The organism is Roseateles hydrophilus, assembly GCF_026712245.1.
GTDB classification, from domain to species: Bacteria; Pseudomonadota; Gammaproteobacteria; order Burkholderiales; family Burkholderiaceae_C; genus Pelomonas; species Pelomonas hydrophilus.
This window is the reverse complement of record NZ_JAPPUY010000001.1, coordinates 1,373,922-1,399,883: the sequence shown is the minus strand read 5'-3', so window position 1 is coordinate 1,399,883 and position 25,962 is coordinate 1,373,922. Positions and strand designations below refer to the sequence as shown.

Genomic DNA, 25,962 nt, shown 5'->3' with positions numbered 1-25,962 from the left:
AAAACGGCCTGCCCCGTGGAGGGCAGGCCGTGTCAGCCGAGCTGGGTGACTCAGCGCTTGGGCTGGGTCAGGCGCGGGCCGTTGTTGTGGCGCGGGGCGCCGCCGTCACGGCCGGGCTGGCCTTGCGGCTTGGGCGCGGTGCGGGCGCCGCCATGGCCGGTGTGCGCGCCGGCAGGTTTGGCGCCACCGTGGCCCGCGTGGGCCTGCGGACGGCCACCACCGCCACCGCCGCCACCACCGCCGCTGGGGCGGCCGCCGCGGTTGTCACCGCCACGGCCACCGCCGCCACCGCCACCCGGGCGGCCGCCGCGGCCGGCGTGCTGCGGCGGGTTGGGGTTGCGGCCCCGGCTGCCGTTGGGGTTCAGCACGGTGCGGCCCAGCACGATGGGCTCGGCCTTTTCGTTGGGGTCGGGCGCGAAGCCCGGCACGATTTCCTTGGGGATCTCGCGCTTGATGAGCTTCTCGATGTCGCGCAGGAAGCCGTTTTCGTCCACGCAGACGAGGCTGACGGCTTCACCCTGAGCGCCGGCGCGGCCGGTGCGGCCGATGCGGTGGACGTAGTCCTCCGGCACGTTGGGCAGCTCGAAGTTGACGACGTGGGGCAGTTGGTCGATGTCGATGCCGCGGGCGGCGATGTCGGTGGCAACGAGGCAGGTCAGGTCGCCCGACTTGAAGTCGGCCAGCGCCTTGGTGCGCGCGCTCTGGCTCTTGTTGCCGTGGATGGCCATGGCGCTGATGCCCTGGTCATTCAGGTAGTCGGTCAGGCGGTTGGCGCCGTGCTTCATGCGGGCGAACACGAGCACCTGGTGCCAGTCGCCGCTCTTGATCAGGTGCACCAGCAGTTCCTTCTTGCGCTCGCGGCCCACGGGGTGGACCTTCTGCGCGATCTGGTCGTTGGTCTGGTTGCGGCGGGCCACCTCGATGAGCGCCGGCTGGTTCAGCAGGCGGTCGGCCAGGTTCTTGATCTCGTCGCTGAAGGTGGCGCTGAACAGCAGCGACTGCTTCTGCGCGGGCAGCAGGGCCAGCACCTTCTTGATGTCGTGGATGAAGCCCATGTCCAGCATGCGGTCGGCTTCGTCCAGCACCAGGATCTCGACCTTGGAGAGGTCGAGGTTGCCCAGGTTGGCGTGGTCCAGCAGGCGGCCGGGCGTCGCGACGAGGATGTCCACGCCGTCGCGCAGCTTGTTGATCTGCGGCTGCATGCCGACGCCGCCGAACATGACCATGCTCTTGAGCTGCGGCAGGTATTTGCCGTAGGTCTGCACGCTTTCCTCGACCTGGGCGGCCAGTTCGCGGGTGGGCGTCAGCACCAGGGCGCGCACGGCTGGGCGCCCGCGCTTGTCGAGCGTGCGCTGGCCAGCCTGCAGGCGGTGCAGCATGGGCAGCGTGAAGCCGGCGGTCTTGCCGGTGCCGGTCTGGGCGCCGGCCATCAGGTCACCGCCCTTCAGGACGGCGGGAATGGCTTGGGCTTGAATCGGGGTGGGGGCCGTGTAGCCGGCGTCGGCGATGGCCTTGAGCAGCGGCGCTGCCAGGCCCAGGGTGTCGAAACTCATCGAATCCTAGAGAAGGGGAGGGCACGCCAACAAAACACCGGGGCTTGCCGTGACGCCGGGGAGGCGACACCAGTCTTCGGGCAAGCCAGGCCGCGTGCGGGGGCTCAAAAAATGAAACGCCGCGCAAGACTGAGAGCGCGGCGTTGGCGGCGATTCTAACGGCTGGTGCCGTGGGGCTTATTTAGAAACGGTGACCCATTCGACGCTGAGCCAGTTGTTGGCCGAGTGCAGCACGCGCACGTTGGCACGCATGGCCCACGGGATCATCTGCCGGTGCAGCGGGATGATGTTGACCTGCTGCCGGTACTCGGCCAGTGCGCCCTTGATGAGTTGCTCGCGCTTTTTCGGGTCGGTCTCGACGGTGGAGGCGCCGGCCAGCGCGTCGGCCTTGTCGTTCACCCAGCCGCCGTTGTTGGAGATGCCCACGCCCTGCTCGCCGCGGTTGCGCAGGATGGGGGTCAGCATGGTCTCGGCATCGGTGCTGCCGCCGCCCCAGCCGTGCAGGTAGAGGCTGGTGTCGTACTTGTCGATCTTGGGGAAGTACAGCGCCCGCGGCATGGCGTTGACCTTCACCTTCACCTTGAGCTGGGCCCAGAAGCTGGCGAGCGCCAGGCAGATCTTCTCGTCGTTGACGTAGCGGTTGTTGGGGCAGTCCAGCGTGACCTCGAAGCCGTCGGCATAGCCGGCTTCGGCCATCAGGCGGCGGGCGGCGGCCAGGTCGTAGGGCAGGCGGGTTTCCAGGCTGGCGTCGTTGTAGGCCCCCAGCGACGACGGCGTCAGCCCGCCGGTGGGCACCGAGAAGCCGGCCATGATCTTGGTCTTGATGGCGTCGATGTCGATGGCCTGGTAGAGCGCCCGGCGCACGCGCAGGTCCTTGAATGGGTTCTTGTCGCCGGGCACCTGGCCGTAGAGCAGCTTGTCGCGCGCCTGGTCCATGCCGATGAAGAGGATGCGGTTGTCCACGCCGTCCACCACCTTCAGCTCGGGCATGCCGCGCAAGCGCTCGACGTCCCGTGGCGGCGGGTCCAGCACGAAGTCCACCTCGCCGGAGATCAGCGCCGCGGTGCGCGTGGCGTCGATGCTGATGGGCATGAACACCAACTCCTGCACATTGCCCCGGCCCGGCAGGCTGCGGCCCCAGTGCGCGGCGTTGCGCTTGAACACGGTCTTCACGCCCGGTTGGCGGCTGACGAGGATGAAGGGCCCGGTGCCATTGGCGTTCTGGCTGGCGTAGGACTCCTCCTTGGCCTTCAGGTCCAGTGGCCGCGTGACGCGGTTGGCCTCGGCCCAGCGCTTGCTCATGATCCTCAGGCTGACCAGGTGCTCGGCAAAGATGGGGTTGGGCTTGTCCAGCGCGAACACCAGCGTCAGCGGGTCCACGGCCTTGGGCACGCCCACCGCATTGGCGTAGACGCGGTAGGGCGACACCGGGTCGCGCAGGCGCTGCAGGGAGAACACGACGTCCTCTGCCGTGAACGGCGTGCCATCGTGGAACTTGACGCCCGGGCGCAGCTTCACGCGCCACAGCAGCGGCGTGGCCTGCGTCCATTCGACGGCGAGCGCTGGCGCCAGGCTCTGGTCGGGCAGGCGCTGGATCAACGGCTCGTAGACCTGGCCGTTCAGCGAGTTGGTCTGTACCTCGTTCGCGGCATGCGGGTCGGTGGTTTGCAGGTCGCCCTGGGCGGCCCAGCGCAGCGTCTGGGCCTGGGCGACGCACGCCAACAGCACAAGTGGCAGCACAAGCAGCCGGCGCATAACCTCTCCCGCAATGGTGGTGGACGGAGTGTCCCGGCCTGGCCGGCGGTGTGCCCACGTGCAAACCCCGAGATCGCGCGCGCCGTGTCGGCGACAATAGCGGGCATCGCAGGCCCTCCCGGGGCCTGCCGCCATTTCAGCCACACAGGATTTGCCCATGGCCCAGTACGTGTTCTCGATGAACCGCGTCAACAAGACGGTTCCCCCCAAGCGCCACATCCTCAAGGACATCTCGCTGTCGTTCTTCCCCGGCGCCAAGATCGGCGTGCTGGGCCTGAACGGCTCGGGCAAGTCCACGCTGCTGAAGATCATGGCCGGCGTCGACAAGGAGATCGAGGGCGAAGCCGTCCCGATGCCTGGCATCAAGATCGGCTACCTGGAGCAGGAGCCCAAGCTCGATCCGGACCAGACCGTGCGCGAAGCCGTGGAAGAGGGCATCGGTGGCGTGCTGGCCGCCAAGAAGCGCCTGGACGAGGTGTACGCCGCCTACGCCGAGCCGGATGCCGATTTCGACGCGCTGGCCGCCGAGCAGGGCGAACTGGAGGCCATCATTGCCGCCGCCGGCTCCGAGAACACCGACCTGCAGCTGGAACTGGCCGCCGACGCGCTGAACTTGCCGCCGTGGGACGCGCAGATCGGCGTGCTGTCCGGCGGTGAGAAGCGCCGCGTGGCGCTGTGCCGCCTGCTGCTGTCCAAGCCCGACATGCTGCTGCTGGACGAGCCGACAAACCACCTGGACGCCGAGTCGGTCGAGTGGCTGGAGCAGTTCCTGCAGCGCTTCCCGGGCACCGTGGTGGCCATCACCCACGATCGCTACTTCCTGGACAACGCGGCCGAGTGGATTCTGGAACTCGACCGCGGCCACGGCATTCCCTGGAAGGGCAACTACTCCGACTGGCTGGACCAGAAGGAACGCCGCCTGGAGCAGGAGCAGAAGTCGGAAGACGCGCGCGCCAAGGCCATGAAGGAAGAACTGAAGTGGGTGCGCTCCAACGCCAAGGGCCGCCAGGCCAAGAGCAAGGCGCGTCTGGCCCGCTTCGAGGAACTGAGCGACGTCGAATACCAGAAGCGCAACGAGACGAACGAAATCTTCATCCCCGTGGCGGACCGCCTGGGCAATGAAGTCATCGAGTTCGAGAACGTCTCCAAGAGCTTCGGCGACCGCGTGCTGATCGACAACCTGTCGTTCAAGGTGCCGGCCGGCGCCATCGTCGGCATCATCGGCCCGAACGGCGCGGGTAAGTCGACGCTGTTCCGCATGATCCAGGGCGTGGAGCAGCCGGATTCGGGCACCGTCAAGATCGGCAAGACCGCCAAGCTGGCCTTCGTGGACCAGAGCCGCGCGAGCCTGGACGGCAGCAAGACCGTGTGGGAAGACGTGTCCGGCGGGCTGGACAACATCGTGGTGGGCAAGTTCGTCATGCCCAGCCGCGCCTACCTCGGTCGCTTCAACTTCAAGGGCAACGACCAGCAGAAGCTGGTGGGTTCGCTCTCCGGCGGTGAACGTGGCCGCCTGCACCTGGCCAAGACGCTGGCCCAGGGCGGCAACGTGCTGATGCTGGACGAACCGTCCAACGACCTCGACGTCGAAACCCTGCGCGCGCTGGAAGAGGCGCTGCTGGAGTTCGCCGGCTCGGCCATGGTCATCAGCCACGACCGCTGGTTCCTGGACCGCATCTGCACGCACATCCTGGCCTGCGAAGGCGACTCGCAGTGGTTCTTCTTCGACGGCAACTTCCACGAGTACGAAGCCGACAAGAAGAAGCGCCTGGGTGAGGAAGGCGCGCGCCCCAAGCGCATGCGCTTCAAGCCCATCAAGTAAGGTGGACGGCCAAGGCGCGATACGCGCCTTGGCCGTGTTTCACAGTTCTTTACCGCAGCCCCAAAGATCCCCAACAGGGGGCTCAGAAGATGCTCATCACACCCCCTTCCTTCAGGAGACCCGTGATGAAAGCCTTCCAGATCCAGAACCTGTTGCGCGTCGGCACCGTGGCTGCGGCGCTGGCCCTGAGCGGCGTGGCTGCACAGGCCATGCCCGGCGGTGGCCATGGTCGCCACGGCGGCCCGGACGCCATGATGGCGGGCGGCCCGTTGGGTGGCATGGGCGGCTTCGGCGGCCACATGCTCGACCTCGTGGACGCCACGGACGCCCAGCGCAGCCAGATCAAGAGCATCTTCCAGGCCGCTCGGCAGGACCTGTCGGGCCAGCGCGAGACCGGCGCCAAGCTGCGCCAGCAACTGGCAGCGCTCTACGCGGCGCCCAACATCGATGCGGCAGCCATCGAGTCGCTGCGTCAGCAGATGAGCGCGCAGCATGACGCCGCGTCCAAGCGCATGAGCCAGGCCAGCATTGACGCTGCCCGTGTGCTGACGCCCGAGCAGCGCGCCAAGATCGCGGCGTTGGCCAAGAAGCGCCAGGCGCGCATGGCCGAGCGCGCCGAACAGCGCCGCTGAGCCCGTGAGCGGCCAGGAGTTCTGCGATGCTTGAGCCCAGAACCACCGGCGCCGTGCCGCGCCGGCCTTTTATTCCTTCGCAGAACCTGCCGATGACTGCCCGACTGCTGCTGATCGATGACGACGCCCGCCTGACCGGCATGGTGGGTGACTACCTCCGCGCGGCCGGCTTCGATGTCAGCACGGCCGGCAGCCTGGCGCAGGCGCGCGAGGCGCTGGCGCAAAGCCGTTTCGACCTGCTGGTGCTGGACATCATGCTGCCTGACGGTGACGGGCTGGACTTCTGCCGCTGGCTGCGCGGCGACCCGCGCTGGCGCCACCAGCCGGTGCTGATGCTGTCGGCCCGTGGCGAACCCATGGACCGCATCCTGGGTCTGGAGCTCGGCGCCGACGACTACCTCGCCAAGCCCTTCGAGCCGCGCGAACTGCAGGCCCGCATCAAGGCCTTGCTGCGCCGGCTGGAGCCCAAGCTGGACGGCGACGAGGTGCTGCGCTTCGGCCGTCTGGACATCGACCTCGCGGCCCGCGTGGCGCGGCTGGACGGCAAGATCTGCGATCTCACCAGCCACCAGTTCGACCTGCTGGTCGTGCTGGCGCAAAGCCCGGGCCGTGTGCTGAGCCGCGACCAGATCATGGACGCGCTCAAGGGCCACCCGCTGGAGGCCTTCGACCGCTCCATCGACGTGCACATCTCGCGCATCCGCGCGGTCATCGAGGACGACCCCAAGACGCCGCGCCGTGTGCTGACCGTGCGCGGTGCGGGCTATGTGTTTGCGCGCAAGCAGGACGCTGACGGCGACGCCGGCTGATCTTGAAGTCCCTCTACCTGCGCATCTACCTGACGCTGGTGGCCTTGCTGCTGGCGTTTGCGTTCGGCTCGGCCTGGCTGTTCCAGCGGCATATCGAGCAGGAGCGCGGCAATGTCGAGATCGCCGCCAGCGAGCGGCTGAACGCCATTGCCGAGTTGCTGCGCCTGGCGCTGCCGCCGGCCACGGCGCCGCGTCGCGAGCAAGCGGCGGCATTCATGGAATGGTCCGGCCGCCTGCGCATGCCGCTGGCGCTGGAGGACGAGCGTGGCCGCATTGCGGCCACCGGTGCATTCCAGCGGCGTGTGGATGATCCGGGCGTGGTCATCATCCGCGCCAGCCTGGGCGACGGGCGCACGCTGGACATGGTGCGCACCGTGCGCCCCCCAGCGGCGCCGGGTGGGCCGGGTGGCCCGGGCCCCGGGGCGGGCGGGCGCGGCGGCCGGCCGGACGAAGGCTTGTGGAACGCGCCCTGGACGGCGCGTGCCGGGGCGCCCGGCAGCACGCAGCTGTCGACGCTGGCCGTGGTGCTGCTGCTGCTCTTCGTCGGCGTGGCGGCCGGGGCCTACCCGGTGGTGCGCCGGCTGACACGCCGGCTGGAGGCGCTCAAGGGCGGTGTCGAGCAATTCGGCGCCGGCCAGTTGCATCACCGCGTGGACGACAGCGGCCGCGATGAGGTGGCCGCCCTGGCAGCCAGTTTCAACCAGGCGGCCGCGCGCATCGAGACGCTGCTTCGCTCCCACCAGACGCTGCTGGCCAATGCCAGCCATGAGCTGCGCTCGCCGTTGGCGCGGCTGAAGATGGCGTTCGCGATGCTGGACGACGCAGCGCCCGCCCAGCGGCAGCGGCTGGCGCAGGAGATCGACGTCAACATTGCCGAGCTGGATGCGCTGGTCGAAGAGGTGCTGCTGGCCAGCCGGCTCGAGGCCGGCAGCGCCCTGGGCGACAGCCAGCCGGTGGACCTGCTGGCGCTGGCGGCCGAGGAGGCCGCGCGCACCGAGGTGGCCTTCGAGCCCGAAACTGGCGCCGCCAGCGTGGACGGGCAGGAGCGCCTGCTGCGCCGCGCGGTGCGCAACCTGCTGGAGAACGCGCGCCGCTATGGCGGCCCGGACGTGCAGCTCGGCCTGCGGCCGGTGGCTGGTGGCTACGAGATCGACGTTGCGGACCGCGGGCCCGGTGTGCCGGCGGAGCTGCGTGAGCGCATCTTTGAGCCCTTCTACCGGCTGCCCGGCCACGCCGAGATGGCGGGCGGCGTGGGCCTGGGGTTGAGCCTGGTCAAGCAGATCGCCGAGCGGCACGGCGGCAGCGTGCGCTGCCTGGCGCGCGACGGCGGCGGCAGCCGCTTCGTCATCTTCCTGCCGGCCAGCAAGCACTGACGAGGCGCGTCGCCATCAGGCGTCACGGGGAATGCCGCGGTGACGCGGTCAGCGGTTCTCGTTGAAGACGCGCTTGAGCAGCAGGCTGAGTAGCAGCGCCGCTGCGAGCAGGCCGGCGGTGGCGGCTTGCCAGAAGCCCACGGCGCCGTTGCCGCCCGCGCCGAACGCGACGACATAGCCACCGCCAATGCCCAGCCCCCACAGCGCGATGACGTAGATGATCATGGGCAGCGTGGCCACCTGGTAGGCGCGCAGCACGTAGGCCGCCACGGTCTGCAGCGCGTCGCCCAGGTGGAAGAACCACACCCACACCAGCAGCGGCAGCGCGGCGGCGGCGGCCTCGGGGTTGCTGGTGTAGAGCGCCACGATGGGCTCGCGCGCCAGCGCGACGACGGCACCCAGGCCGGCAGCCACCAGCGCGGCCAGTGCCATCGCATGCCGGCCGACGATGCGGGCCTCGCGCTTCTCGCCAGCGCCCAGGTGCTGGGCCACCAGCGTGCCGGCGGCCGTCGCCAGGGCCAGCGCGGTCATGAACATCATGGCGACCAGGTTGACGGCGATCTGATGCCCGGCCACCGGCGTGGCGCCCAGCCGGGCGATGAAGAAGGCCATGAAGGTGAAGCCCGTCACCTCCACGAGGATGGACCCACCCATGGGCAGGCCCAGCCGCACCAGCCCCGCCAGCGCCTGCCGGTCGGGCCGGGTGTGCCACAGCATGGGCACGGCGAAGGGGCGGTAGAAGGCGTCGCGGCGCAGCAGCGTCAGCGCCACCAGTGCCTGCGCCGTCATCGCGATGGCCGTCGCCCAGCCGCAGCCGCCCACACCCATCGCCGGGATGGGGCCCCAGCCGAACACCAGCACGGCGTTCAGCGGCACCTTGGCCGCGAGGCCGGTGAGCTGCATGGCCATGACGGCCTTGGGCCGGCTGACGGCGGTGGAGAAGCCGCGGAAGGCGGTGAACAGCAGCGCCGCCGGCAGTGCGAAAGCCTCGGGCCGCGTGTAGGCGCGCACCTTGTCCGCCTGCGTGGCGTCCAGTTGCGCCAGCGCGATGAAGGGGTCGGGAAACCACAGCAGCAGGCAGCCCGGCACGCACAGTAGCACGGCCAGCCACTGCGACTGCACGAAGCTTTGGCCGGCGCCGTGCAGGTCGCCGCCGCCGAACTGCCGGCCCGCGATGGGCCCCACCGCCAGCACCACGCCCATGAGGCCGACGAAGATGGTCACGTAGGCGGCCGAGCCCACGGCCAGTGCAGCCAGGTCCTGCGGGCCCACGCGGCCCATCATCAGCGTGTCCACCGTGCTGAACATCATCACGGCGAGCTGGCCCACGAGCACGGGCCAGGCCTGCGGAACGAGGCGGCGAACGGAGTCGACGAAGCGGATTCTGCTCATGCCTGCCAGCTGCTCGGCCTGCGTCACTTCAGCACCCGTTCGGCATAGCGGTTGAAGCGCCAGGCTGTGCCTTCCTGCGTGATGCGCTGCCAGACGAGGCGCTTCTCGAACGGCCCCAGCACCGGCCAGTGCTGCACTTCTTCGAAGCTGCGACCGCAGCCTTTGCAGAGCGGATCACCCTGGGCGGTGGAGCAGATGGCGATGCAGGGCGAGTCGGGTGTCGTCTCGTACCAGCTCAACCAGGCGCCCAGCGCCTGATCGCTCAGCGCGTCGACCTCGATGTCGGTTGCGCGGCGCCAGGCCAGCAGCGCGTAGGCTTCGGCGAGCGCACACACCTCGGGCGCAGCGCTGACGCTGTCGATGGAGGGCGAGCGCTCACGCCACCAGTTGATGGCGGCTTCGAGGTCGGTGACATGCACCCGCTCGCTGCTCAACTGACCAGCCCCATCGCGCCGCGCACTTCGCGCAGCGTCTTGCGCGCCACGGCACGGGCGCGTTCAGTGCCCAGCTCCAGCGTCCACTTGACCTGCTGCGGGTCCAGCGCCGCAGCCCGCTCGCGCCAGGGGGCCTGCTCCTTCTGGATGGCTTCGATCAGTGGCTGCTTGCAGTCCAGGCAACCGATCGAGGCCGTGCGACAGCCGGCGTCACAGGCGGCGCGCGTGGCGTCGTCGGTGTAGATCTGGTGCAGCGGCCAGACGGGGCAGCGGGCCGGGTCACCGGCGTCGGTACGGCGCGCGCGCTGTGGATCGGTCGGCATGGTGCGGATCTTGGCCGCCGTTGTCTCGGGCTCATCGCGCATCGCGATGGCGTTGTCCAGGCTCTTGCTCATCTTCTGGCCGTCCAGCCCCGGCACGCGGGCGGTCTCGGTCAGCAGCGCCTGCGGTTCAGCGAAGACCGGCGAGGCCTCGGCATAGAGCCGGTTGAAGCGCCGTGCGACCTCGCGGGTCACTTCGACGTGGGCGGCCTGGTCCTCGCCCACCGGCACGCCGGCTGGCTTGTAGAGCAGGATGTCGGCCGCCTGCAGCAGCGGGTAGCCGAGGAAGCCGTAGGTGGCGAGCTCGGGATCCGCGGCGACCTGGTCCTTGTAGCTGGGCATGCGCGCCAGCCAGCTGGACGGTGTGCACATCGCCAGCAGCGTGAACAGCTCGGCGTGCTCGGGCATGCGGCTTTGCAGGAACAGCGTGCAGCGCTCGGGGTCGATGCCGGCGGCCAGCCAGTCGGTGACCATGTCGTAGGCATGGCGTGCCAGCGTCTCGCCGCTGGGGCGCTGGGTGGTCAGCGCATGCCAGTCGGCGACGAAGAAGAAGCAGTCGTGCGTGTCCTGCAACTGCACCCAGTTCTTGAGTGCGCCGTGGAAATGGCCGAGGTGGAGTGCGCCGGTTGGGCGCATGCCCGACAGCACGCGCGGGCGGGTAAGGACGGGTGTCGTCATGGGGCGCGGATTGTCGTTCACGCGGCTTGCCCTGCCGAACGGCAGGGGTGCGCCACCTACACTTCTGTTCCATGAAGCGACTGGTGATTCTGATTTCGGGACGGGGCTCCAACATGGAGGCCATCGTGAAGGCCTGCGCGGCCGAAGGCTGGCCGGCCGAGGTGGCTGCTGTCATCAGCAACCGGCCCGACGCCGGTGGCCTGCAGTTCGCCGCCGCACATGGCATTCCCACCGCGGTGGTGGACCACAAGGTCTACGCCAGCCGCGAGGCGTTTGATGCCGAGCTGGCACGCGTCATCGATGGCTTCTCGCCCGACCTTGTCGTGCTGGCCGGCTTCATGCGCATCCTGACGCCGGGCTTCACGGCCCGTTACGCGCGCCGCATGCTCAACATCCATCCGTCGCTGCTGCCGGCCTTCACGGGCTTGCACACGCACGAGCGGGCCATCGAGATGGGCTGCAAGCTGGCCGGCGTGACGGTGCATTTCGTCACCGCCGAGCTGGACCACGGCGCCATCGTCATGCAGGCCGCCGTGCCGGTGCTGCCGGGGGATGACGCCAAGGCGCTGTCGGCCCGCGTGCTGACTGCCGAGCACTGCATCTACCCGCAGTCGGTGCGCTGGTTCGTCGAGGAGGCGCTGGTGTGGAGTGGCGAGCGCGTGCACCACCGCGATGGCGCCGCCCAGCACGTGCTGTTGGGGTAGCCAGCACAGGCTTGGGATAATGCCGCGATGCATCCCAACGCCTTGCTCGAGCTCTGTGCCGAGCTGATCGCCGTCGTCAACAAGCTCGACGCGCCCGCCGACTCCACCGTTTCGGCCTTCTTCCGACAACACAAGAACCTCGGCCAGCGCGAGCGCGCCAGCCTGGCGGAGACCGTCTACGCGCTGCTGCGCGAGCGGGTCAAGTTCCAGAACCTGGCCCAGAGCGGTAGTGGGCCCATGCCGCGCCGGCTGGCCATGCTCGCCTGGCGCGGCAGTGACAGTTTCCTGCGCGCAGCGCTCAGCCCGGCGGAGCAGCAGTGGCTGGTCCAGGTGCAGGCCATCGCGGTTGAGAGCCTGGCGCCACGGCTGCGGCATAACCTGCCGGACTGGCTGGCCGAGCCCCTGCGCGAGCGGCTGGGCGAGGACGAGTTCTGGCGTCTGGCTGCCGCGCTGAACGAGCCGGCGCCACTGGACCTGCGCGTCAACACGCTCAAGCTCAAGCGCGAGGACGCGCAGGCTGAGTTGGCGGCCGCCGGCATTGACGCGGTGCCTACGCCTTACTCGCCGGTCGGTCTGCGCATCGACGGCAAGCCGGCCATCAACAAGCTGGCGCTGTTCACGAGCGGCGGCGTCGAGGTGCAGGACGAGGGCAGCCAGTTGTTGGCGCTGTTGCTGGCACCCAAGCGCGGCGAGATGGTGGTGGACTTCTGTGCCGGTGCCGGCGGCAAGACGCTGGCCCTCGGTGCCCTGATGCGCAACACCGGTCGCCTGTATGCGTTCGATGTTTCCGGCCATCGGCTGGACGCGCTAAAGCCGCGACTGGCGCGCAGCGGGCTGTCCAACGTCTACCCGGCCCAGATCGCCCACGAGCGAGATGACCGCATCAAGCGCCTGGCCGGCAAGATCGACCGCGTGTTGGTGGACGCCCCGTGCTCGGGCCTGGGCACCCTGCGCCGCAACCCGGACCTGAAGTGGCGCCAGTCGCCGCAGGCCGTGGCTGAGTTGCAGGACAAGCAGCGCGCCATCCTGGCCAGCGCCGCGCGCTTGGTGAAGCCGGGCGGTCGGCTCGTTTATGCGACCTGCAGCCTGCTGGATGCGGAGAACGAGGTCATTGCCGCCGAGTTCGCTGCCGCCCACCCGGACTTCCAGCCGCTGGCTGCCGAGGAGGCGCTGGCCAAGGCCCAGGTCGAGCGAGCTGGGGAGCTGGTGGAGAACGGGGCCTTGCGGCTCTGGCCGCACCGGCACGCGACGGACGGCTTCTTCGCCGTGGCGTGGGAACGCCGCGCTTGATCACCGTCAAAAGGCGCGCCGATTTTCTCGCCTGCGCGCGAATGCGGTGCTGCCCGAAGAGCGCTTTTGGGGGCGCACCTCTACAATCACGGTCTCTTTGCATGCCCCTGAGCGGGTGAGGTCCTGGTCGCATGAATGACTTCTTGAACGCGTTGTTGAACTGGCTGGAAAACGGCCTGCTCGATTTCAGCGCCTGGCAACTGGTGGTGTACGGGTTGATCGTGACCCACATCACGATCGCGGCCGTCACGATCTTCCTGCATCGTTCGCAGGCACATCGGGCGCTGGATCTCGGCCCCATCCCGTCGCACTTCTTCCGCTTCTGGCTGTGGCTGACGACTGGCATGGTCACGCGTGAATGGGTGGCCATCCATCGCAAGCACCACGCCAAGTGCGAAACCGAGGAAGACCCGCACAGCCCGCAGACGCGCGGCCTGAAGAAGGTGCTGGCCGAAGGTGCCGAGCTGTATCGCGCCGAAGCCAAGAACATGGAGACCATTGCCAAGTACAGCCGCGGCACGCCGGACGACTGGATCGAGCGCAATGTCTACATCAAGCACAGCGCCATGGGCATTGCGCTGATGCTGATCATCAACGTGACGCTGTTCGGCGTCATCGGTCTCACCATCTGGGCGATCCAGATGGCCTGGATCCCGATCTGGGCGGCCGGCGTTGTCAACGGCATCGGTCACTACTGGGGCTATCGCAACTTCGAGGCGCCGGACGCATCGACCAACCTGACGCCCTGGACGCTGATCATCGGCGGCGAGGAGTTGCACAACAATCACCATACCTACCCGACGTCGGCCAAGTTCTCCATCAAGCCTTACGAGTTTGATATCGGCTGGATGTACATCCGTGGCCTGGAGATGCTGGGCTGGGCCAAGGTGCGCAAGACGGCGCCCAAGTTGAGCCTGGGTGAGGTGAAGCCGGCTGACGCCCGCACACTGGAGGCGCTGATCGCCAACCGCTACGAGGTGATGGCCAGCTATGCGCGCGACCTGAAATCGGTCTGTGCGGCAGAACTGGACAAGATCAAGGCCGAGGGCGGCAAGCACTCCGAGCGCTTTGCCCAGTTCAAGCTGGCCAAGCGTTGGTTGCACCGTGATGTCGAGCGCATTCCTGCGGGCGTGCATGGCCAGTTGGCGCACGCCCGTGCCGCCAGCCCGGTGATCGATAAGCTCGTCACGATGCGCGAGGAACTGCGCCAACTGTGGACACGCACGAACGTGTCCGCCGAGCAGCTGGTGGCCGACCTGCAGGCCTGGTGCCGTCGTGCGGAAGAGAGTGGCATCGCCGAACTGCAGGCTTTCTCGATGCGCTTGCGCGCCGTGCACGCCTGACACAGGTTTTCTATTGCGTAAAAGGGCGCCTCCATGAGGCGCCCTTTTTCTTGGGCTGACCTAGACTTCGTCAGTGTGGTCAATTCTTCTGGAGGCATCGCATGAAGTACTGCTGGATCGCTGTGAGCCTGTTGGCATGGGGCGCGGCTGCGCAGGCCGATGTGCAGGTCAGCTTCGTCAAACCGGAGACCTTCGTCGACATCAAGGACAACAACGGGTTTCGGGACGATGACGTCCTCAAGGACATCGAGAAGCACTTGCAGGCGCAGGCGCAGAAGTACCTGCCAGGGCGTGATGTGCGCTTCGAAGTGACGGACGTGGATCTTGCCGGCCACGTAGAGCCCTTTCCCCGCGTGTCGAATTGGGTGCGCGTGATGCGCACAGTCACCTTGCCGTCGATCTCGTTGAGCTACGAGGTGCGCGAGGAGGGCAAGGTGGTCAGGCAGGGCAAGGCGCTGTTGCGCGACATGAACTACCAGGATGGCTTCAATAGCTATTTCAGCAGCGACCGGCTGCGCCACGAGAAGCGCATGATGGATCGCTGGTTCGAGGCTGAGTTTGGCGCGGCGAAGGCTGTGGCTGTCGCCCGCTGAGCCATCTCCAAAAACAAAACCCGCCAGCGTTGCCGCTTGGCGGGTTTCTTCTTGGCGAGAAGTTCAGGGCGGTCAAGCCGCCCGTCACATCACTTCAGCTTGATTTCCTTGTACAGGACGTGCTTGCGCGCCTTGGGGTCGAACTTCATGAATTCGAGCTTTTCGGGCGTGGTCTTCTTGTTCTTGTTCGTCGTGTAGAAGTGGCCGGTGCCCGCGGTGGACTCCAGCTTGATCTTTTCGCGGCCGCCTTTGGATGCCATGGTCGTGTTCCTTCAGTAGGTCAGTGAACGGCGCGCTTTACAGCTCGCCCTTGGCACGCAGGTCGGCGACGACCTGGTCGATACCGACCTTGTCGATCAGACGCAGAGCGGCGTTCGAGATGCGCAGGCGCACCCAGCGGTTTTCCGATTCCACGAAGAAACGGCGGTATTGCAGGTTCGGCAGGAACCGGCGCTTGGTTTTGTTGTTGGCATGGGAAACATTGTTCCCGACCATGGGCTTCTTGCCCGTGACTTGACAGACGCGTGCCATGACGCTTCTCCACTCTGACGTTTGACCAGTCGCTGAGGAGCGTCCCCAGCAACCCTTTGACCGCATATGCCTGCTAAATCCAGCGCCTGAAGGTCTCAGGCGCCGAACGCGATCCATCCGGCAGGCAAGCCCGCGAGTATAGCGGAATTCCAGCCGGCCTGGAAGACTAGGGGCGGGCGCTCAACCCTGTTCCTGTTCCAGGAAGCGCTGCGCGTCCAGCGCGGCCATGCAGCCCGTGCCGGCGCTGGTGATGGCCTGGCGGTAGATGTGGTCCTGCACGTCGCCGGCCGCAAACACGCCGGGCACGCTGGTCATCGTCGCGAAGCCGTTCAGGCCGCTCTTCGTGACGATGTAGCCGTCCTTCATCTCCAGCTGGCCCTGGAAGATGTCCGTGTTGGGCTGGTGGCCGATGGCGATGAAGCAGCCGTGCACGGGAATGTCGACCTTGGCACCGTCCTTCACGTTGAGCGTGCGCACGCCGGTCACGCCGGAGGCGTCGCCCAGCACTTCGTCCAGCTGCTGGTGCAGGTGCAGCACGATCTTGCCAGCGGCAGCCTTCTCCATCAGCTTGTCGACCAGGATGGGCTCGGCACGGAACTTGTCGCGACGGTGAATCAGGTGCACGACGTTGGCGATGTTGGACAGGTACAGCGCCTCCTCAACGGCCGTGTTGCCGCCACCGACGACGCAGACTTCCTGGCCGCGGTAGAAGAAGCCGTCGCAGGTCGCGCAGGCGCTGACGCCGCGGCCCATGAAGGCGGACTCCGATTCCAGGCCCAGGTACTTCGCCGAGGCGCCGGTGGCGATGATGAGCGCGTCGCAGGTGTAGGTGCCGCTGTCGCCGACGAGGGTGAACGGGCGCTTGGAGAAGTCGACCTTGTTGATGTGGTCGAACACGATCTGCGTGTTGAAGCGCTCGGCGTGCTGCTGGAAGCGCTGCATCAGCTCAGGGCCTTGCACGCCCATCACATCCGCCGGCCAGTTGTCGACCTCGGTGGTGGTCATGAGTTGACCACCCTGGGCCATGCCGGTCAGCAGCGTGGGCTTGAGGTTGGCGCGCGCGGCATAGATCGCGGCCGTGTAGCCGGCGGGGCCGGAGCCGAGGATGAGCAGGCCGTGGTGTTGGGTGGTGGCGGTCATGTCAGGGGAGGTGAGGGTGGCGAGGCGTCTGTCAAGGGCTTCTGGGGGCTAACCCCGGCCTAACCCGGAGCGGCGAAGCCTGCCGCATGTGCACAATGCACGCCATTTTAGGCAGGCGTCATTTGTGGCGTGTGCCTGGGCCTCAAACCTGGAGATGGCATATGGCGATGATTTCCAACCTGGACCTGATCCGTCGGGTTCCGCTGTTCTCGATGCTGACGACCGACCAGGCCCAGTCGATCGCTGACAGCGTCGTCAAGCGCCGCTTCAAGCGCGGCGAACTGATCGTTGAGCAGGGCACGAAGTCGAATGCGCTGTTCATCCTGCTGAATGGCCGTGCGCGCGTGCTGACCGCCGACCAGCGTGGCCGCGAGGTCATCCTGGCCGTGCTGCAGTCGGGCGACTACGTCGGCGAGATGAGCCTGATCGACAACGAGCCCCACTCGGCCACCGTGCGCGCCGAGGTGCAGACCGACATGCTGGTGCTGGGCCGCATGGAGTTCGCGCGCTGCCTGCCGGAAAGCAGCAGCCTGTCCTACGGCATCCTGCGCGGACTTGTCGCACGCCTGCGCAATGCCGACCGGCAGATCGAGTCGCTGGCGCTGTTGGATGTGTACGGTCGCGTCGCACGCACGCTGCTGGACATGGCTGAGGATGAGAAGGGCATCAAGATCATCCGTGGCAAGGTCTCGCGCCAGGACATGGCCAAGGTCGTCGGCGCGTCGCGCGAGATGGTCAGCCGCGTCATGAAGGACCTGGAGGAGCGCGGCGTCATCGAAACGCTTGAGAACGGTTCGGTGGTCATCAAGGAACGACTGACCCACGATTGAGCGTGACAATGGCGGCATGAGTTTTCCCCTCGGTTCACTGCTGGGCGGCCAGGACGATCCCGGCGCCGCCGGCGAACCCGCCACACCCGCCAAACCCACCCGCCGCCAACCCCCTCGGCCGGCGCCAGCGCAGCCCTCGGCCGCTCAGCGCCTGCTGCGCACGCCGGTGTGGCTGGCGCTGACTGCGTTGTTGCTGGCGCTGCTGGTGCTGGCACTGGCCACGCACGACTTGCGGGATGCGGCGTTCAGCACCAGCGGGCAACACGCCGTGGCCGTCAATCGCCTGGGCAGCGTGGGTGCCTGGTTGTCGGATGGGCTGCTGTTTGTCTTCGGTTTCTCGGCCTGGTGGTTGCCGGTGTTGGCAGCGCGTGGCTGGTTGCGCAGCCTGGCTGGCCTGTTGCGGCATGACGTGGCGCCGCCGCCGCACTGGCGTGAACGCCTGGGTTGGTGGGTTGGTGTGGCATTGCTGGTGGGGGCCAGTTGTGCGCTCGAATGGAGCCGTCTCTACGCCGTGGAGCCCCGTCTGCCCGGGCACGCCGGCGGTCTGATCGGCTATGCGCTGGGGCCGCTGGGCATGAAGCTGCTGGGCTTCGCCGGCTCGGGTGTCGTCTGGATCGTGCTGCTGCTGACCGGCATGGCCTGGGCCTTCCGGTTCTCTTGGGGCCACCTGGCCGAGCGCATCGGCGAGCGCCTGGAACAGCTGCGCGAGCAGCAGTTGGAGAAGCGCGAGATCAAGGCCGATCAGCGCGCGGGCGAGCAGGCCGTCAAGGCGCGTGAGCAGGAGGTCGAGGTAGAGCGCGAGGCCGAGCGCCAGCTGGAGCGCGACCTCGGCATCGAGCCTGACGTGCCCCTGCTGATCGAGACCCCCATCGTTGAGGTGCCGCAGTCCACCCGCGTCGCCAAGGAGCGCCAGCAGACGCTGTTCACCGACATGGGCGATGCCAAGCTGCCGCAGGTGGACCTGCTGGACGCCGCGCCGGGCCGCCAGGAAACGGTGACGCCCGAGTCGCTGGAGATGACCAGCCGCCTCATCGAGAAGAAGCTGCGCGACTTCGGCGTCGAGGTGCACGTCGTCGCGGCGTCGCCGGGCCCGGTCATCACGCGCTACGAGATCGAGCCCGCCACGGGCGTGAAGGGCTCGCAGATCGTCAATCTCGCCAAGGACCTGGCCCGCTCCTTGAGCCTGGTCTCCATCCGCGTTGTCGAGACGATTCCGGGCAAGAACTACATGGCGCTGGAGCTGCCCAACGCGCGGCGCCAGACGATTCGGCTCTCCGAGATCCTTGGCTCGCAGGTCTACGCAGACGCTGCCTCTCAGCTCACCATGGGCCTGGGCAAGGACATCGTCGGCCTGCCCGTCGTGGCCGACCTCGCCAAGATGCCGCACTGCCTGGTGGCCGGCACGACAGGCTCCGGCAAGTCCGTGGGCATCAACGCGATGATCCTCAGCCTGCTCTACAAGGCCGAGGCCCGCGATGTGCGCCTCATCCTCATCGACCCCAAGATGCTGGAGATGAGCGTCTACGAGGGCATCCCGCACCTGCTGGCGCCCGTCGTGACAGACATGAAGCAGGCCGGCAACGCGCTGAACTGGTGTGTCGGCGAGATGGAGCGGCGCTACAAACTCATGTCCAAGATGGGCGTGCGCAACCTCGCCGGCTACAACAAGAAGATCGACGAGGCCAAGGCCAACGGCGTCAGCATCCCCAACCCGTTCGCGCTGAACAACGACGACCCCGAGCCGCTGGAGCGCCTGCCCTTCATCGTCGTCGTCATCGACGAGCTGGCCGACCTGATGATGGTGGTCGGTAAGAAGATCGAGGAGCTGATCGCGCGCCTGGCGCAAAAGGCGCGCGCGGCCGGCATCCACCTGATCCTGGCCACGCAGCGGCCGTCGGTCGATGTGATCACCGGCCTCATCAAGGCCAACATCCCGACGCGCCTGTCCTTCCAGGTCAGCTCCAAGATCGACAGCCGCACCATCCTCGATCAGATGGGCGCCGAGGCGCTGCTGGGCATGGGCGACATGCTCTACATGCCCTCGGGCACAGGCCTGCCCATCCGCGTACACGGCGCCTTTGTCAGCGACGACGAGGTCCACCGCGTTGTGGAGTACATCAAGTCGCAAGGTGAGCCCAACTACATCGAAGGCATCCTCGAAGGCGGCGTGCTCGACGGCATCGACGGCGAGGCGCCTGCGCCGGGGGAGTCCAGCGGTGAGCAAGACCCCATGTACGACCAGGCCGTCGCCATCGTGTTGCAGCATCGCAAGGCGTCCATCTCGCTGGTGCAGCGCCATCTGCGCATCGGCTACAACCGTGCCGCGCGGCTGCTGGAGCAGATGGAGAAGTCCGGCCTCGTCGGCGCGCTGGCGTCCAACGGCAGCCGTGAATTGATTGTTCCGAAGCGAGACGAATGAAGCAGTCCCTCATCGCCCTGACGCTGCTGCTGAGCGGCGTCGCCCATGCCGACGCCGTCGACGCGCTGCGCGATTTCGCCCGTGACGTGAAGAGCGGCAAGGCAGCTTTCACGCAGACGGTCACGTCGCCGGATGGCAAGCGCAAGAAGCTGTCGTCCGGCAGCTTCGAGTTCCAGCGGCCCAACCAGTTCCGCTTTGCCTACACCAAGCCCTTCGAGCAGGTCATCGTGGCCGACGGCCAGAAGGTCTGGATCTTTGACGCCGACCTCAACCAGGCCAGCTCCCGCAAGCTGTCCGACGCGCTGGGCGCCACGCCCGCCGCGCTGCTGGCCGGCAGCAATGTCGAGCGTGACTTCGCGCTGAAGGCCGCTGCGTCCGAGGGCGGGCTGGACTGGGTGCAGGCCAGCCCGAAGCAGGCCGAGTCCACCATCCAGTCGCTGAAGCTGGGCTTCAAGGGCAAGACGCTGGCGGCGATGGAGATCGTTGACGGCTTCGGCCAGCGTTCTCGGCTGGACTTCAGCGCCGTGCAGGCCAACGTGCCCATTGCGGCCGAGCGCTTTCAGTTCAAGCTGCCGGCCGGCGCCGACCTGATCGAGCAATAAGCAGCTGTGAGCGGCTCGCTGTTCGACGACGACGAAGCGTCGCCCCTGTCGCCCCCGCCGCCTGCTGCCGCCGGTGGCGCGGCGCCGCCGGTCATGCCGTTGCCCGAGCTGCTGCGGCCGCGCGAGCTGGGCCAGGTCATCGGCCAGAGCCACCTGCTGGGCGACGGCAAGCCGCTGCAGCTGGCGTTCAAGTCCGGCAAGCCGCACTCCATGATCTTCTGGGGCCCGCCCGGCGTCGGCAAGACGACGCTGGCGCGGCTGACGGCCAGCGCGTTCGGCTGCGAGTTCATCGCGCTGTCGGCCGTGCTGTCCGGCGTGAAGGACATCCGCGAGGCCGTCGAGCGCGCGCAGCAGTACGCCGGGCAGCGCAAGCGCACCATCCTGTTCGTCGACGAGATCCACCGCTTCAACAAGGCGCAGCAGGACGCGCTGCTGCCCCATGTGGAGTCGGGCCTGTTCACCTTCATCGGCGCGACCACGGAGAACCCGTCGTTCGAGGTGAACTCGGCGCTGCTGTCGCGGGCCCAGGTCTACGTGCTCAAGAGCCTCAGCGAGGACGAGCTGCGCCAGCTGGCCGCGCGCGCGCTCGGTGAGGCGCTGCAGCCCATGACGCTGGACGAGGCCGCGCTCACCACGCTGGTCGGCTATGCCGATGGCGATGCGCGCCGGTTGCTGCACCTGCTGGAGCAATGTCACACGGCGGCGCTGGCCGCCGGCATCGCAGCCGTGGACGCGGCCTTCATCACGCGCTCGCTGAGCCTGAACGTGCGCCGCTTCGACAAGGGCGGCGACAACTTCTACGACCAGATCTCCGCGCTGCACAAGTCTGTGCGCGGCTCCAGCCCCGATGGCGCGCTGTACTGGCTGTGCCGCATGCTGGACGGCGGCGCCGACGCGCGCTACCTGTCGCGCCGCATCGTGCGCATGGCCTGGGAGGACATCGGCCTGGCCGACCCACGCGCGCTGCAGATCGCCAACGACGCGGCGGCCACGTTCGAGCGCCTGGGCAGCCCCGAGGGCGAGCTGGCGCTGGCGCAGGCGGTGCTGTACCTGGCCTGTGCGCCCAAGAGCAACGCCGGCTACAACGCCTACAACGCGGCCCGCGCCTTCGTGAAGCAGGACGGCAGCCGCGAGGTGCCGGTGCACCTGCGCAACGCGCCGACGCGGCTGATGAAGGAGCTGGGCTACGGCCACGCCTACCGCTATGCGCACGACGAGCCCCATGCCTACGCGGCCGGCGAGACCTACCTGCCCGACGGCATGGCCGAGCCTGGCTGGTACCAGCCCGTGCCGCGCGGGCTGGAGGTCAAGATCGCCGAGAAACTGGCGTTTCTGCGCCGCCTCGACGACGAAGCCGGCGGCACGCCATGACGGGCTGGGTGCGCGCTCTGCGGCGGCTGGCCGGTGCGGCGCTGATGCTGATGGCCGCGACGGCCCAGGCTGCCCTGGCGGGTGACGGCCCCACGCTGAGCCGGGTGCGCGACACCGGCGTGCTCGTCATCGGCTACCGGCCGGCCTCGTTGCCGTTCTCCTATCTCGACGCGCAACTGCGCCCCACCGGCTACACGGTGGAGCTGTGCGAGCGCATCGTGGCCGCCGTGCGCCAGAAACTGCAGCTGCCCGACCTGGAGGTGCGCCGCGTGGAAGTGGCGTCGGCCACGCGCATGCCGCTGGTCATCAACGGCACGCTGGACCTGGAATGTGGCATCACGACACACACGGCCGAGCGCGCGCGCCAGCAGGCCTTCTCGCTGACCATCTTCGTCGCCGAAACGCGGCTGATGACGCGCGCCGCCGGGCGCGTGCAGGGCCTGGCCGACCTGCGCGGCCAGGCGGTCGCGTCCACGGTGGGAACGACCAGCATCCAGCACCTGGCCAAGGTCAACGAACAGCAGGCCTTGGGCATCCGCATCCTCGGCGGCCTGGACGATCCCGAGGGCTTCCAGCTGCTGCGCAGCGGGCGCGCGGCCGCCTTCCTGATGGATGACGTGCTGCTTCGCGCACTGCTGGCGCAGCAGGGGCCGGGCGCGGACGACTACCGCATCTCCGACACCGCCTTGACGGTGGAGCCCTATGCCATCGGTCTGCGCCGCGGCGACCCGCAGTTCAAGGCGCTGGTGGACGAGGTGCTGGCGGGGCTGTATCGCAGCGGCGAGATCCATGCCATCTACCGCCGCTGGTTCGAGCAGCCGCTGCCGTCGCAGGGTCTGAACCTCAAGCTGCCCATGAGTGCGGCTTTCCGCCGCGTCATCGCGAACCCGACGGACTCGCCGGACCCGGAGCGCTACCGCTAGGTGGGGTGCTTGGCGGGCCGAGCGCCGGGCCGCTCCCAAGCCGGCCCGGACTGGCGATGTGCTCGCGCCTCGATGGCGCGAGCATCGCCGTCCCCTCGGGGGACCGAGCAGGCTTGCCGGCGTTCAGCCGGCGCAAGCTGGGCGAGGGGTCAGCGAAAGTCATCCAGCACGATGCCGTGCCGGTTCAGCTTGTCGTAGAGCGTCTTGCGCGGTGTGCCCAGCAGCTCCATCGCGGCAGGCACCTTGCCGCCGCAGCGGCGCAGGGCCTGCTCGATCAGCGTCTTCTCGACGAGGTCCATCTGCCGCGCCAGGTTCAGGGACGGCACGGCCTGCAGCGCGGCCTGCGGGTCCAGGTCGTCCAGCGCCAGCACGAAGCGGTCGGCCGCGTTGCGGATCTCGCGCACATTGCCGGGCCAGTCATGCGCCATCAGCTCACGCAGCTTCTCGGGTGTCAGCTCGGGCGCGCCGCGCTCGTAGCGGGCGCAGGCCTGGGCGACGAAGTGCTCGAACAGCAGCGGGATGTCCTCGCGGCGCTCGCGCAGCGGCGGCAGGTTCAGCGTCGCGATGTTGAGGCGGTAGTAGAGGTCGTTGCGGAAGCTGCCGCGCTGCGCATGCTCGCGCAGGTCGCCCTTGCTGGCGGCGACGAAGCGCACGTTGACCGGCACCTCGTCGTTGGAGCCCAGGCGCTCGATGCGGCGCTCCTGCAGCACGCGCAGCAGCTTGATCTGCAGCGCGACGGGCATGGTCTCGATCTCGTCCAGCAGCAACGTGCCGCCGTTGGCATGCTCGATCTTGCCGATGCGGCGCTTGGCCGCGCTCGTGAAGGAGCCGGGCTCGTGGCCGAACAGCTCGCTCTCGAACAGCGCTTCGGGCAGGCCGCCGCAGTTGATGGCGACGAAGTGGCGGTCGCGGCGCGGGCTCTGGTCGTGCAGGCAGCGCGCTACCAGCTCCTTGCCGGTGCCGGTCTCGCCGACGATGAGCACGTCGGCCGATGTGCCGGCCAGGTTCATGATCTGCCGGCGCAGCTGCTGCATGGCGGGCGACTGGCCCAGCAGCGCCGCCTGGATGCCGTTGGCCCGCTGCAGCTGCTCGCGCAGCTCGTCGGCCGAGTGGCGCAGCGTGCGCAGGTCCAGCGCGCGGCGGGCCACGTCCACCAGCCGTTCGGGGGCGAAGGGCTTCTCGATGAAGTCGTAGGCGCCGGCCCGCATGGCCTGCACGGCCATGCTGACGTCGCCGTGCGCGGTGATGAGGATCACCGGGATGCTGGCGTCGGTGGCCTGCACATGCGCCAGCAGCGCGCGGCCGTCCATGCCGGGCAGGCGCACATCGGTGATGAGGATGGCCGGCGCGCCGGGCTGCAGGTGGGGCAGGGCTTCTTCAGCCGTGCGGCAGGGCTGCACGGCCAGGCCTTCCAGCTCCAGCGTCTGCGTGAGGCTGACCCGCACCGGCAGGTCGTCCTCGACGAACACGACCTTGTAGCCCTCAAACATCTGCAGTCTCCATCGTGCTTGTGGTGTCGACGGCCAGGTCGAACTCGAAGCTCATGCCGCGCTCCAGCCGCACCGCGCGTAGCGTGCCGCCGAACTCGTGCACGATCTTGGCCGAGATGACCAGGCCCAGCCCCAGCCCTTCGCCGGCCGGCTTGGTCGTGAAGAAGGGCTCGAACAGGTGGGGCAGGGCGGTCTCGCTGACGCCGGTGCCGCTGTCCTGCACCTGGATCAGCACGCGCCGGCCCTCGTCCAGCGGCCGGGCCCGCACGCGCAGGCGGCGCAGCGGTTCGTGCTGCATCGCGTCCAGCGCGTTGCCCATCAGGTTGACGAGCACCTGCTCCAGCCGGTTGGCCTCGGCGCGCACGCGCTGGCCGGCCGTCAGGTCCACATCGATCTGCACGCCGAGCGCACGGCTGCGGTGCTCCAGCAGCAGCAGCGCGGCGCGCACGCTGTCCAGCAGCGGCGTGCTGCCGCCGGCCGGCTCGTCGGCCTTGCGCGCAAAGCTCTTGAGCTGGCGCGTGATCTGGCTCATGCGCTCCACCATGTCGTCCATCAGCTGCAGGTTGGTGGCGACGGCGTCCCGCCGGCCGTTCTCCAGCAGGCGGATGGAATTGCGCGCCAGCGCGCGCAGCGCCGTCAGCGGCTGGTTGACCTCGTGCGACAGCCCCGCCGACATCTGCCCCAGCACGGCCAGCTTGCTGGCCTGCAGCAGCTCGCCCTCGGTCTGCAGGCGCTGCGCGATCTGGGTCTTGAGCGCTTCGTTGGCCTGGCGCAGCTCGGCGGTGCGGCTGTCCACCAGCTGCTCCAGCTGGGCGTGGGCCTGTTGCAGCTGCGTCTGCGCCTGGGTGAGCTGGCGCAGCGCGCGGCGGCGGGACGACAGGTAGAGCAGCAGCAGGCCTATGCTGGCGCCGAAGGCCGCGCCGCCCCAGGCTGCGGCTTGGGCACGCTGGCGCACCTCGGTCAGGTCGGACAACGCCACCAGCCGCAGCCCCAGGGGCACCAGCTGGCGCTGCTGGGCCAGCATGGGCTTGGCGCCCGGCAGCTTCACCTGCTGGCCCTGGTGAACCTCCAGCGATGCGGGCAGCTCCAGGTCGGCGCCGATGGCCTGTGGGTAGCGGGCGCTGGCCTGCAACGCGCGGCGGCGCGAGGGGTCGGCGTGGCCCAGCACGGTGTACTTCCAGGCCTGCACGGAGCTCATGATGACGACGTCCTGGTCGTCGGCCACGAGGATGCGCTCGTTCTGCGAGCGCAGCCCCAGGTCTACCCAGGTGGCCTCCAGCGGCGCGAGGTTGAAGCGCACGACGATGACGCCGGCCGCCGCCTGCTGCGGCTGGCGCAGCGGGTGCAGCAGGTAGAAGTCGCTGCTGCCCGTGGCCGGGTCGGCCGCGAAGAAGTTGGTGCGGCCCTGCGCCATGGCCTCCCTGAGGCGGGCGGGCGGCGTCAGCGGCTCGCTGGCGGACAAGACCTGGCCCTCGGCATCGGCCACAAAGAGCTGGTGCGTGCCGGCGCGCACGTTCACGCGGGCCAGCATCTGGCTGGCCGCGCGGCGCGCGTCGGCATCGTCGGGCGCGTTCATCAGCGCCTGCAGCGTCGGCGCGATGGCCAGCAGGCTGGGCAGCGACGCCTGCCGGCCGAGCTCGGCGGATAGGTTGGTGGCGTAGAGCTCTAGCCGCTCGGTGCTCAGGGCCGACAGTTGCTCGCGGCCGCTGCGCTCGCTGATGCGGTGCGCCAGCGCAAAGCCCAGCGCCATCAGTGCGCCGGTCAGGAAGAGGTAGAAGCCCGGCCGGCTCAGCAGCCGCGGCAGGCGAGAGACGTCAAACACGCCGCTAGTGTGCCCATGCCGTGGGCGGTCTCGGCGTGCGCAACACGGTTTTTTGCGTGCTGGCGGAAAGCCGCTCGGCCGGCTTGGCGGTTTGTGCGGATTTCCGCCCACCCGACCTCGGGTCGACACTCGTGAC

23 protein-coding genes are annotated in these 25,962 nt (G+C 68.4%); 13 read left to right on the top strand and 10 right to left on the bottom strand.

The window, feature by feature from the left end:
• Positions 1–50 precede the first annotated feature (50 nt).
• Together NYO99_RS06225 and NYO99_RS06220 are read right to left on the bottom strand one after the other, a co-directional pair.
• Positions 51–1,553: a DEAD/DEAH box helicase gene (locus NYO99_RS06225; protein WP_268166223.1), complete on the bottom strand. Its 1,503-nt coding sequence runs from the start codon at positions 1,551–1,553 to the stop codon at positions 51–53.
• A gap of 177 nt (positions 1,554–1,730) precedes the next feature.
• The gene (locus NYO99_RS06220; protein WP_268166222.1) at positions 1,731–3,308 is read right to left on the bottom strand and encodes an ABC transporter substrate-binding protein; all 1,578 of its coding nucleotides are present in this window, start codon (positions 3,306–3,308) and stop codon (positions 1,731–1,733) included.
• A 157-nt stretch (positions 3,309–3,465) separates the two neighbouring features.
• Between NYO99_RS06220 and ettA the strand changes: the two genes are divergently transcribed.
• The 4 genes from ettA to NYO99_RS06200 all read left to right on the top strand — a co-directional run bounded on the left by ettA (position 3,466) and on the right by NYO99_RS06200 (position 7,944).
• Positions 3,466–5,130 carry an energy-dependent translational throttle protein EttA gene (gene ettA / locus NYO99_RS06215; RefSeq protein ID WP_268166221.1) on the top strand — a complete coding sequence of 555 codons (1,665 nt, stop codon included), beginning with the start codon at positions 3,466–3,468 and terminating at the stop codon, positions 5,128–5,130.
• A 125-nt stretch (positions 5,131–5,255) separates the two neighbouring features.
• Entirely contained in the window at positions 5,256–5,762 is a 507-nt protein-coding gene (locus NYO99_RS06210; RefSeq protein ID WP_268166220.1) for a Spy/CpxP family protein refolding chaperone, read from the top strand.
• Between the two features lie 92 nt (positions 5,763–5,854).
• A complete protein-coding gene (locus NYO99_RS06205; protein WP_268166219.1) occupies positions 5,855–6,571 on the top strand; it encodes a response regulator in 717 nt (238 codons plus the stop codon).
• 2 nt (positions 6,572–6,573) lie between these two features.
• Positions 6,574–7,944 carry a sensor histidine kinase gene (locus NYO99_RS06200; protein WP_268166218.1) on the top strand — a complete coding sequence of 457 codons (1,371 nt, stop codon included), beginning with the start codon at positions 6,574–6,576 and terminating at the stop codon, positions 7,942–7,944.
• A 48-nt stretch (positions 7,945–7,992) separates the two neighbouring features.
• On the opposite strand, the gene NYO99_RS06195 is transcribed toward NYO99_RS06200, so the two are convergent.
• The 3 genes from NYO99_RS06195 to trpS are packed head-to-tail and all read right to left on the bottom strand — an operon-like array spanning position 7,993 to position 10,768.
• On the bottom strand, positions 7,993–9,336 hold the full coding sequence (locus tag NYO99_RS06195) for an MATE family efflux transporter (RefSeq protein WP_268166217.1): 1,344 nt from the start codon (positions 9,334–9,336) through the stop codon (positions 7,993–7,995).
• A 23-nt stretch (positions 9,337–9,359) separates the two neighbouring features.
• Positions 9,360–9,755, bottom strand: coding sequence for a DUF3717 domain-containing protein (locus NYO99_RS06190; protein ID WP_268166216.1), 396 nt, complete (start codon positions 9,753–9,755; stop codon positions 9,360–9,362).
• 11 nt (positions 9,756–9,766) lie between these two features.
• Positions 9,767–10,768 carry a tryptophan--tRNA ligase gene (trpS, locus tag NYO99_RS06185; RefSeq protein ID WP_268166215.1) on the bottom strand — a complete coding sequence of 334 codons (1,002 nt, stop codon included), beginning with the start codon at positions 10,766–10,768 and terminating at the stop codon, positions 9,767–9,769.
• A gap of 71 nt (positions 10,769–10,839) precedes the next feature.
• Here trpS and purN point away from each other — a divergent pair, with 71 nt between their 5' ends.
• From purN to NYO99_RS06165, 4 genes are all read left to right on the top strand, one after another.
• Positions 10,840–11,472, top strand: coding sequence for a phosphoribosylglycinamide formyltransferase (gene purN / locus NYO99_RS06180; protein ID WP_268166214.1), 633 nt, complete (start codon positions 10,840–10,842; stop codon positions 11,470–11,472).
• Positions 11,473–11,499: 27 nt separating this feature from the next.
• Entirely contained in the window at positions 11,500–12,762 is a 1,263-nt protein-coding gene (locus tag NYO99_RS06175) for an RsmB/NOP family class I SAM-dependent RNA methyltransferase (RefSeq protein ID WP_268166213.1), read from the top strand.
• A gap of 131 nt (positions 12,763–12,893) precedes the next feature.
• On the top strand, positions 12,894–14,105 hold the full coding sequence (locus NYO99_RS06170) for a DesA family fatty acid desaturase (protein ID WP_268166212.1): 1,212 nt from the start codon (positions 12,894–12,896) through the stop codon (positions 14,103–14,105).
• Between the two features lie 101 nt (positions 14,106–14,206).
• The gene (locus NYO99_RS06165; RefSeq protein ID WP_268166211.1) at positions 14,207–14,698 is read left to right on the top strand and encodes a DUF3016 domain-containing protein; all 492 of its coding nucleotides are present in this window, start codon (positions 14,207–14,209) and stop codon (positions 14,696–14,698) included.
• An 89-nt stretch (positions 14,699–14,787) separates the two neighbouring features.
• Here NYO99_RS06165 and rpmG read toward each other — a convergent pair whose 3' ends face one another.
• The 3 genes from rpmG to trxB all read right to left on the bottom strand — a co-directional run bounded on the left by rpmG (position 14,788) and on the right by trxB (position 16,369).
• Positions 14,788–14,958: a 50S ribosomal protein L33 gene (gene rpmG, locus NYO99_RS06160; RefSeq protein WP_025564431.1), complete on the bottom strand. Its 171-nt coding sequence runs from the start codon at positions 14,956–14,958 to the stop codon at positions 14,788–14,790.
• A 37-nt stretch (positions 14,959–14,995) separates the two neighbouring features.
• Complete coding sequence (gene rpmB, locus NYO99_RS06155) at positions 14,996–15,229, bottom strand: 50S ribosomal protein L28 (RefSeq protein ID WP_268153841.1); 234 nt, start codon at positions 15,227–15,229, stop codon at positions 14,996–14,998.
• A 180-nt stretch (positions 15,230–15,409) separates the two neighbouring features.
• Positions 15,410–16,369, bottom strand: a complete 960-nt coding sequence (gene trxB / locus NYO99_RS06150; RefSeq protein WP_268166210.1) for a thioredoxin-disulfide reductase — start codon at positions 16,367–16,369, stop codon at positions 15,410–15,412.
• 161 nt (positions 16,370–16,530) lie between these two features.
• On the opposite strand from trxB, the gene NYO99_RS06145 reads away from it, so the two are divergent.
• From NYO99_RS06145 to NYO99_RS06125, 5 genes are all read left to right on the top strand, one after another.
• Positions 16,531–17,199, top strand: coding sequence for a Crp/Fnr family transcriptional regulator (locus NYO99_RS06145; protein ID WP_268166209.1), 669 nt, complete (start codon positions 16,531–16,533; stop codon positions 17,197–17,199).
• A gap of 16 nt (positions 17,200–17,215) precedes the next feature.
• The gene (locus tag NYO99_RS06140; RefSeq protein ID WP_268166208.1) at positions 17,216–19,618 is read left to right on the top strand and encodes a DNA translocase FtsK; all 2,403 of its coding nucleotides are present in this window, start codon (positions 17,216–17,218) and stop codon (positions 19,616–19,618) included.
• Complete coding sequence (lolA, locus tag NYO99_RS06135) at positions 19,615–20,220, top strand: outer membrane lipoprotein periplasmic chaperone LolA (protein ID WP_268166207.1); 606 nt, start codon at positions 19,615–19,617, stop codon at positions 20,218–20,220. Before NYO99_RS06140 ends, lolA begins: the two co-directional genes overlap by 4 nt.
• A 93-nt stretch (positions 20,221–20,313) precedes the next feature.
• Positions 20,314–21,591: a replication-associated recombination protein A gene (locus tag NYO99_RS06130; RefSeq protein WP_268166473.1), complete on the top strand. Its 1,278-nt coding sequence runs from the start codon at positions 20,314–20,316 to the stop codon at positions 21,589–21,591.
• Positions 21,588–22,514 (top strand): amino acid ABC transporter substrate-binding protein, encoded by a 927-nt coding sequence (locus tag NYO99_RS06125; RefSeq protein WP_268166206.1) that lies wholly within the window; start codon positions 21,588–21,590, stop codon positions 22,512–22,514. Before NYO99_RS06130 ends, NYO99_RS06125 begins: the two co-directional genes overlap by 4 nt.
• 149 nt (positions 22,515–22,663) lie before the next feature.
• Here the strand turns inward: NYO99_RS06125 and NYO99_RS06120 are convergent, their stop codons facing one another.
• Together NYO99_RS06120 and NYO99_RS06115 are read right to left on the bottom strand one after the other, a co-directional pair.
• Positions 22,664–24,004: a sigma-54-dependent transcriptional regulator gene (locus NYO99_RS06120; protein WP_268166205.1), complete on the bottom strand. Its 1,341-nt coding sequence runs from the start codon at positions 24,002–24,004 to the stop codon at positions 22,664–22,666.
• A complete protein-coding gene (locus NYO99_RS06115; RefSeq protein WP_268166204.1) occupies positions 23,997–25,826 on the bottom strand; it encodes a sensor histidine kinase in 1,830 nt (609 codons plus the stop codon). The genes NYO99_RS06120 and NYO99_RS06115 overlap by 8 nt, the downstream gene beginning before the upstream one ends.
• Positions 25,827–25,962: the final 136 nt, after the last annotated feature.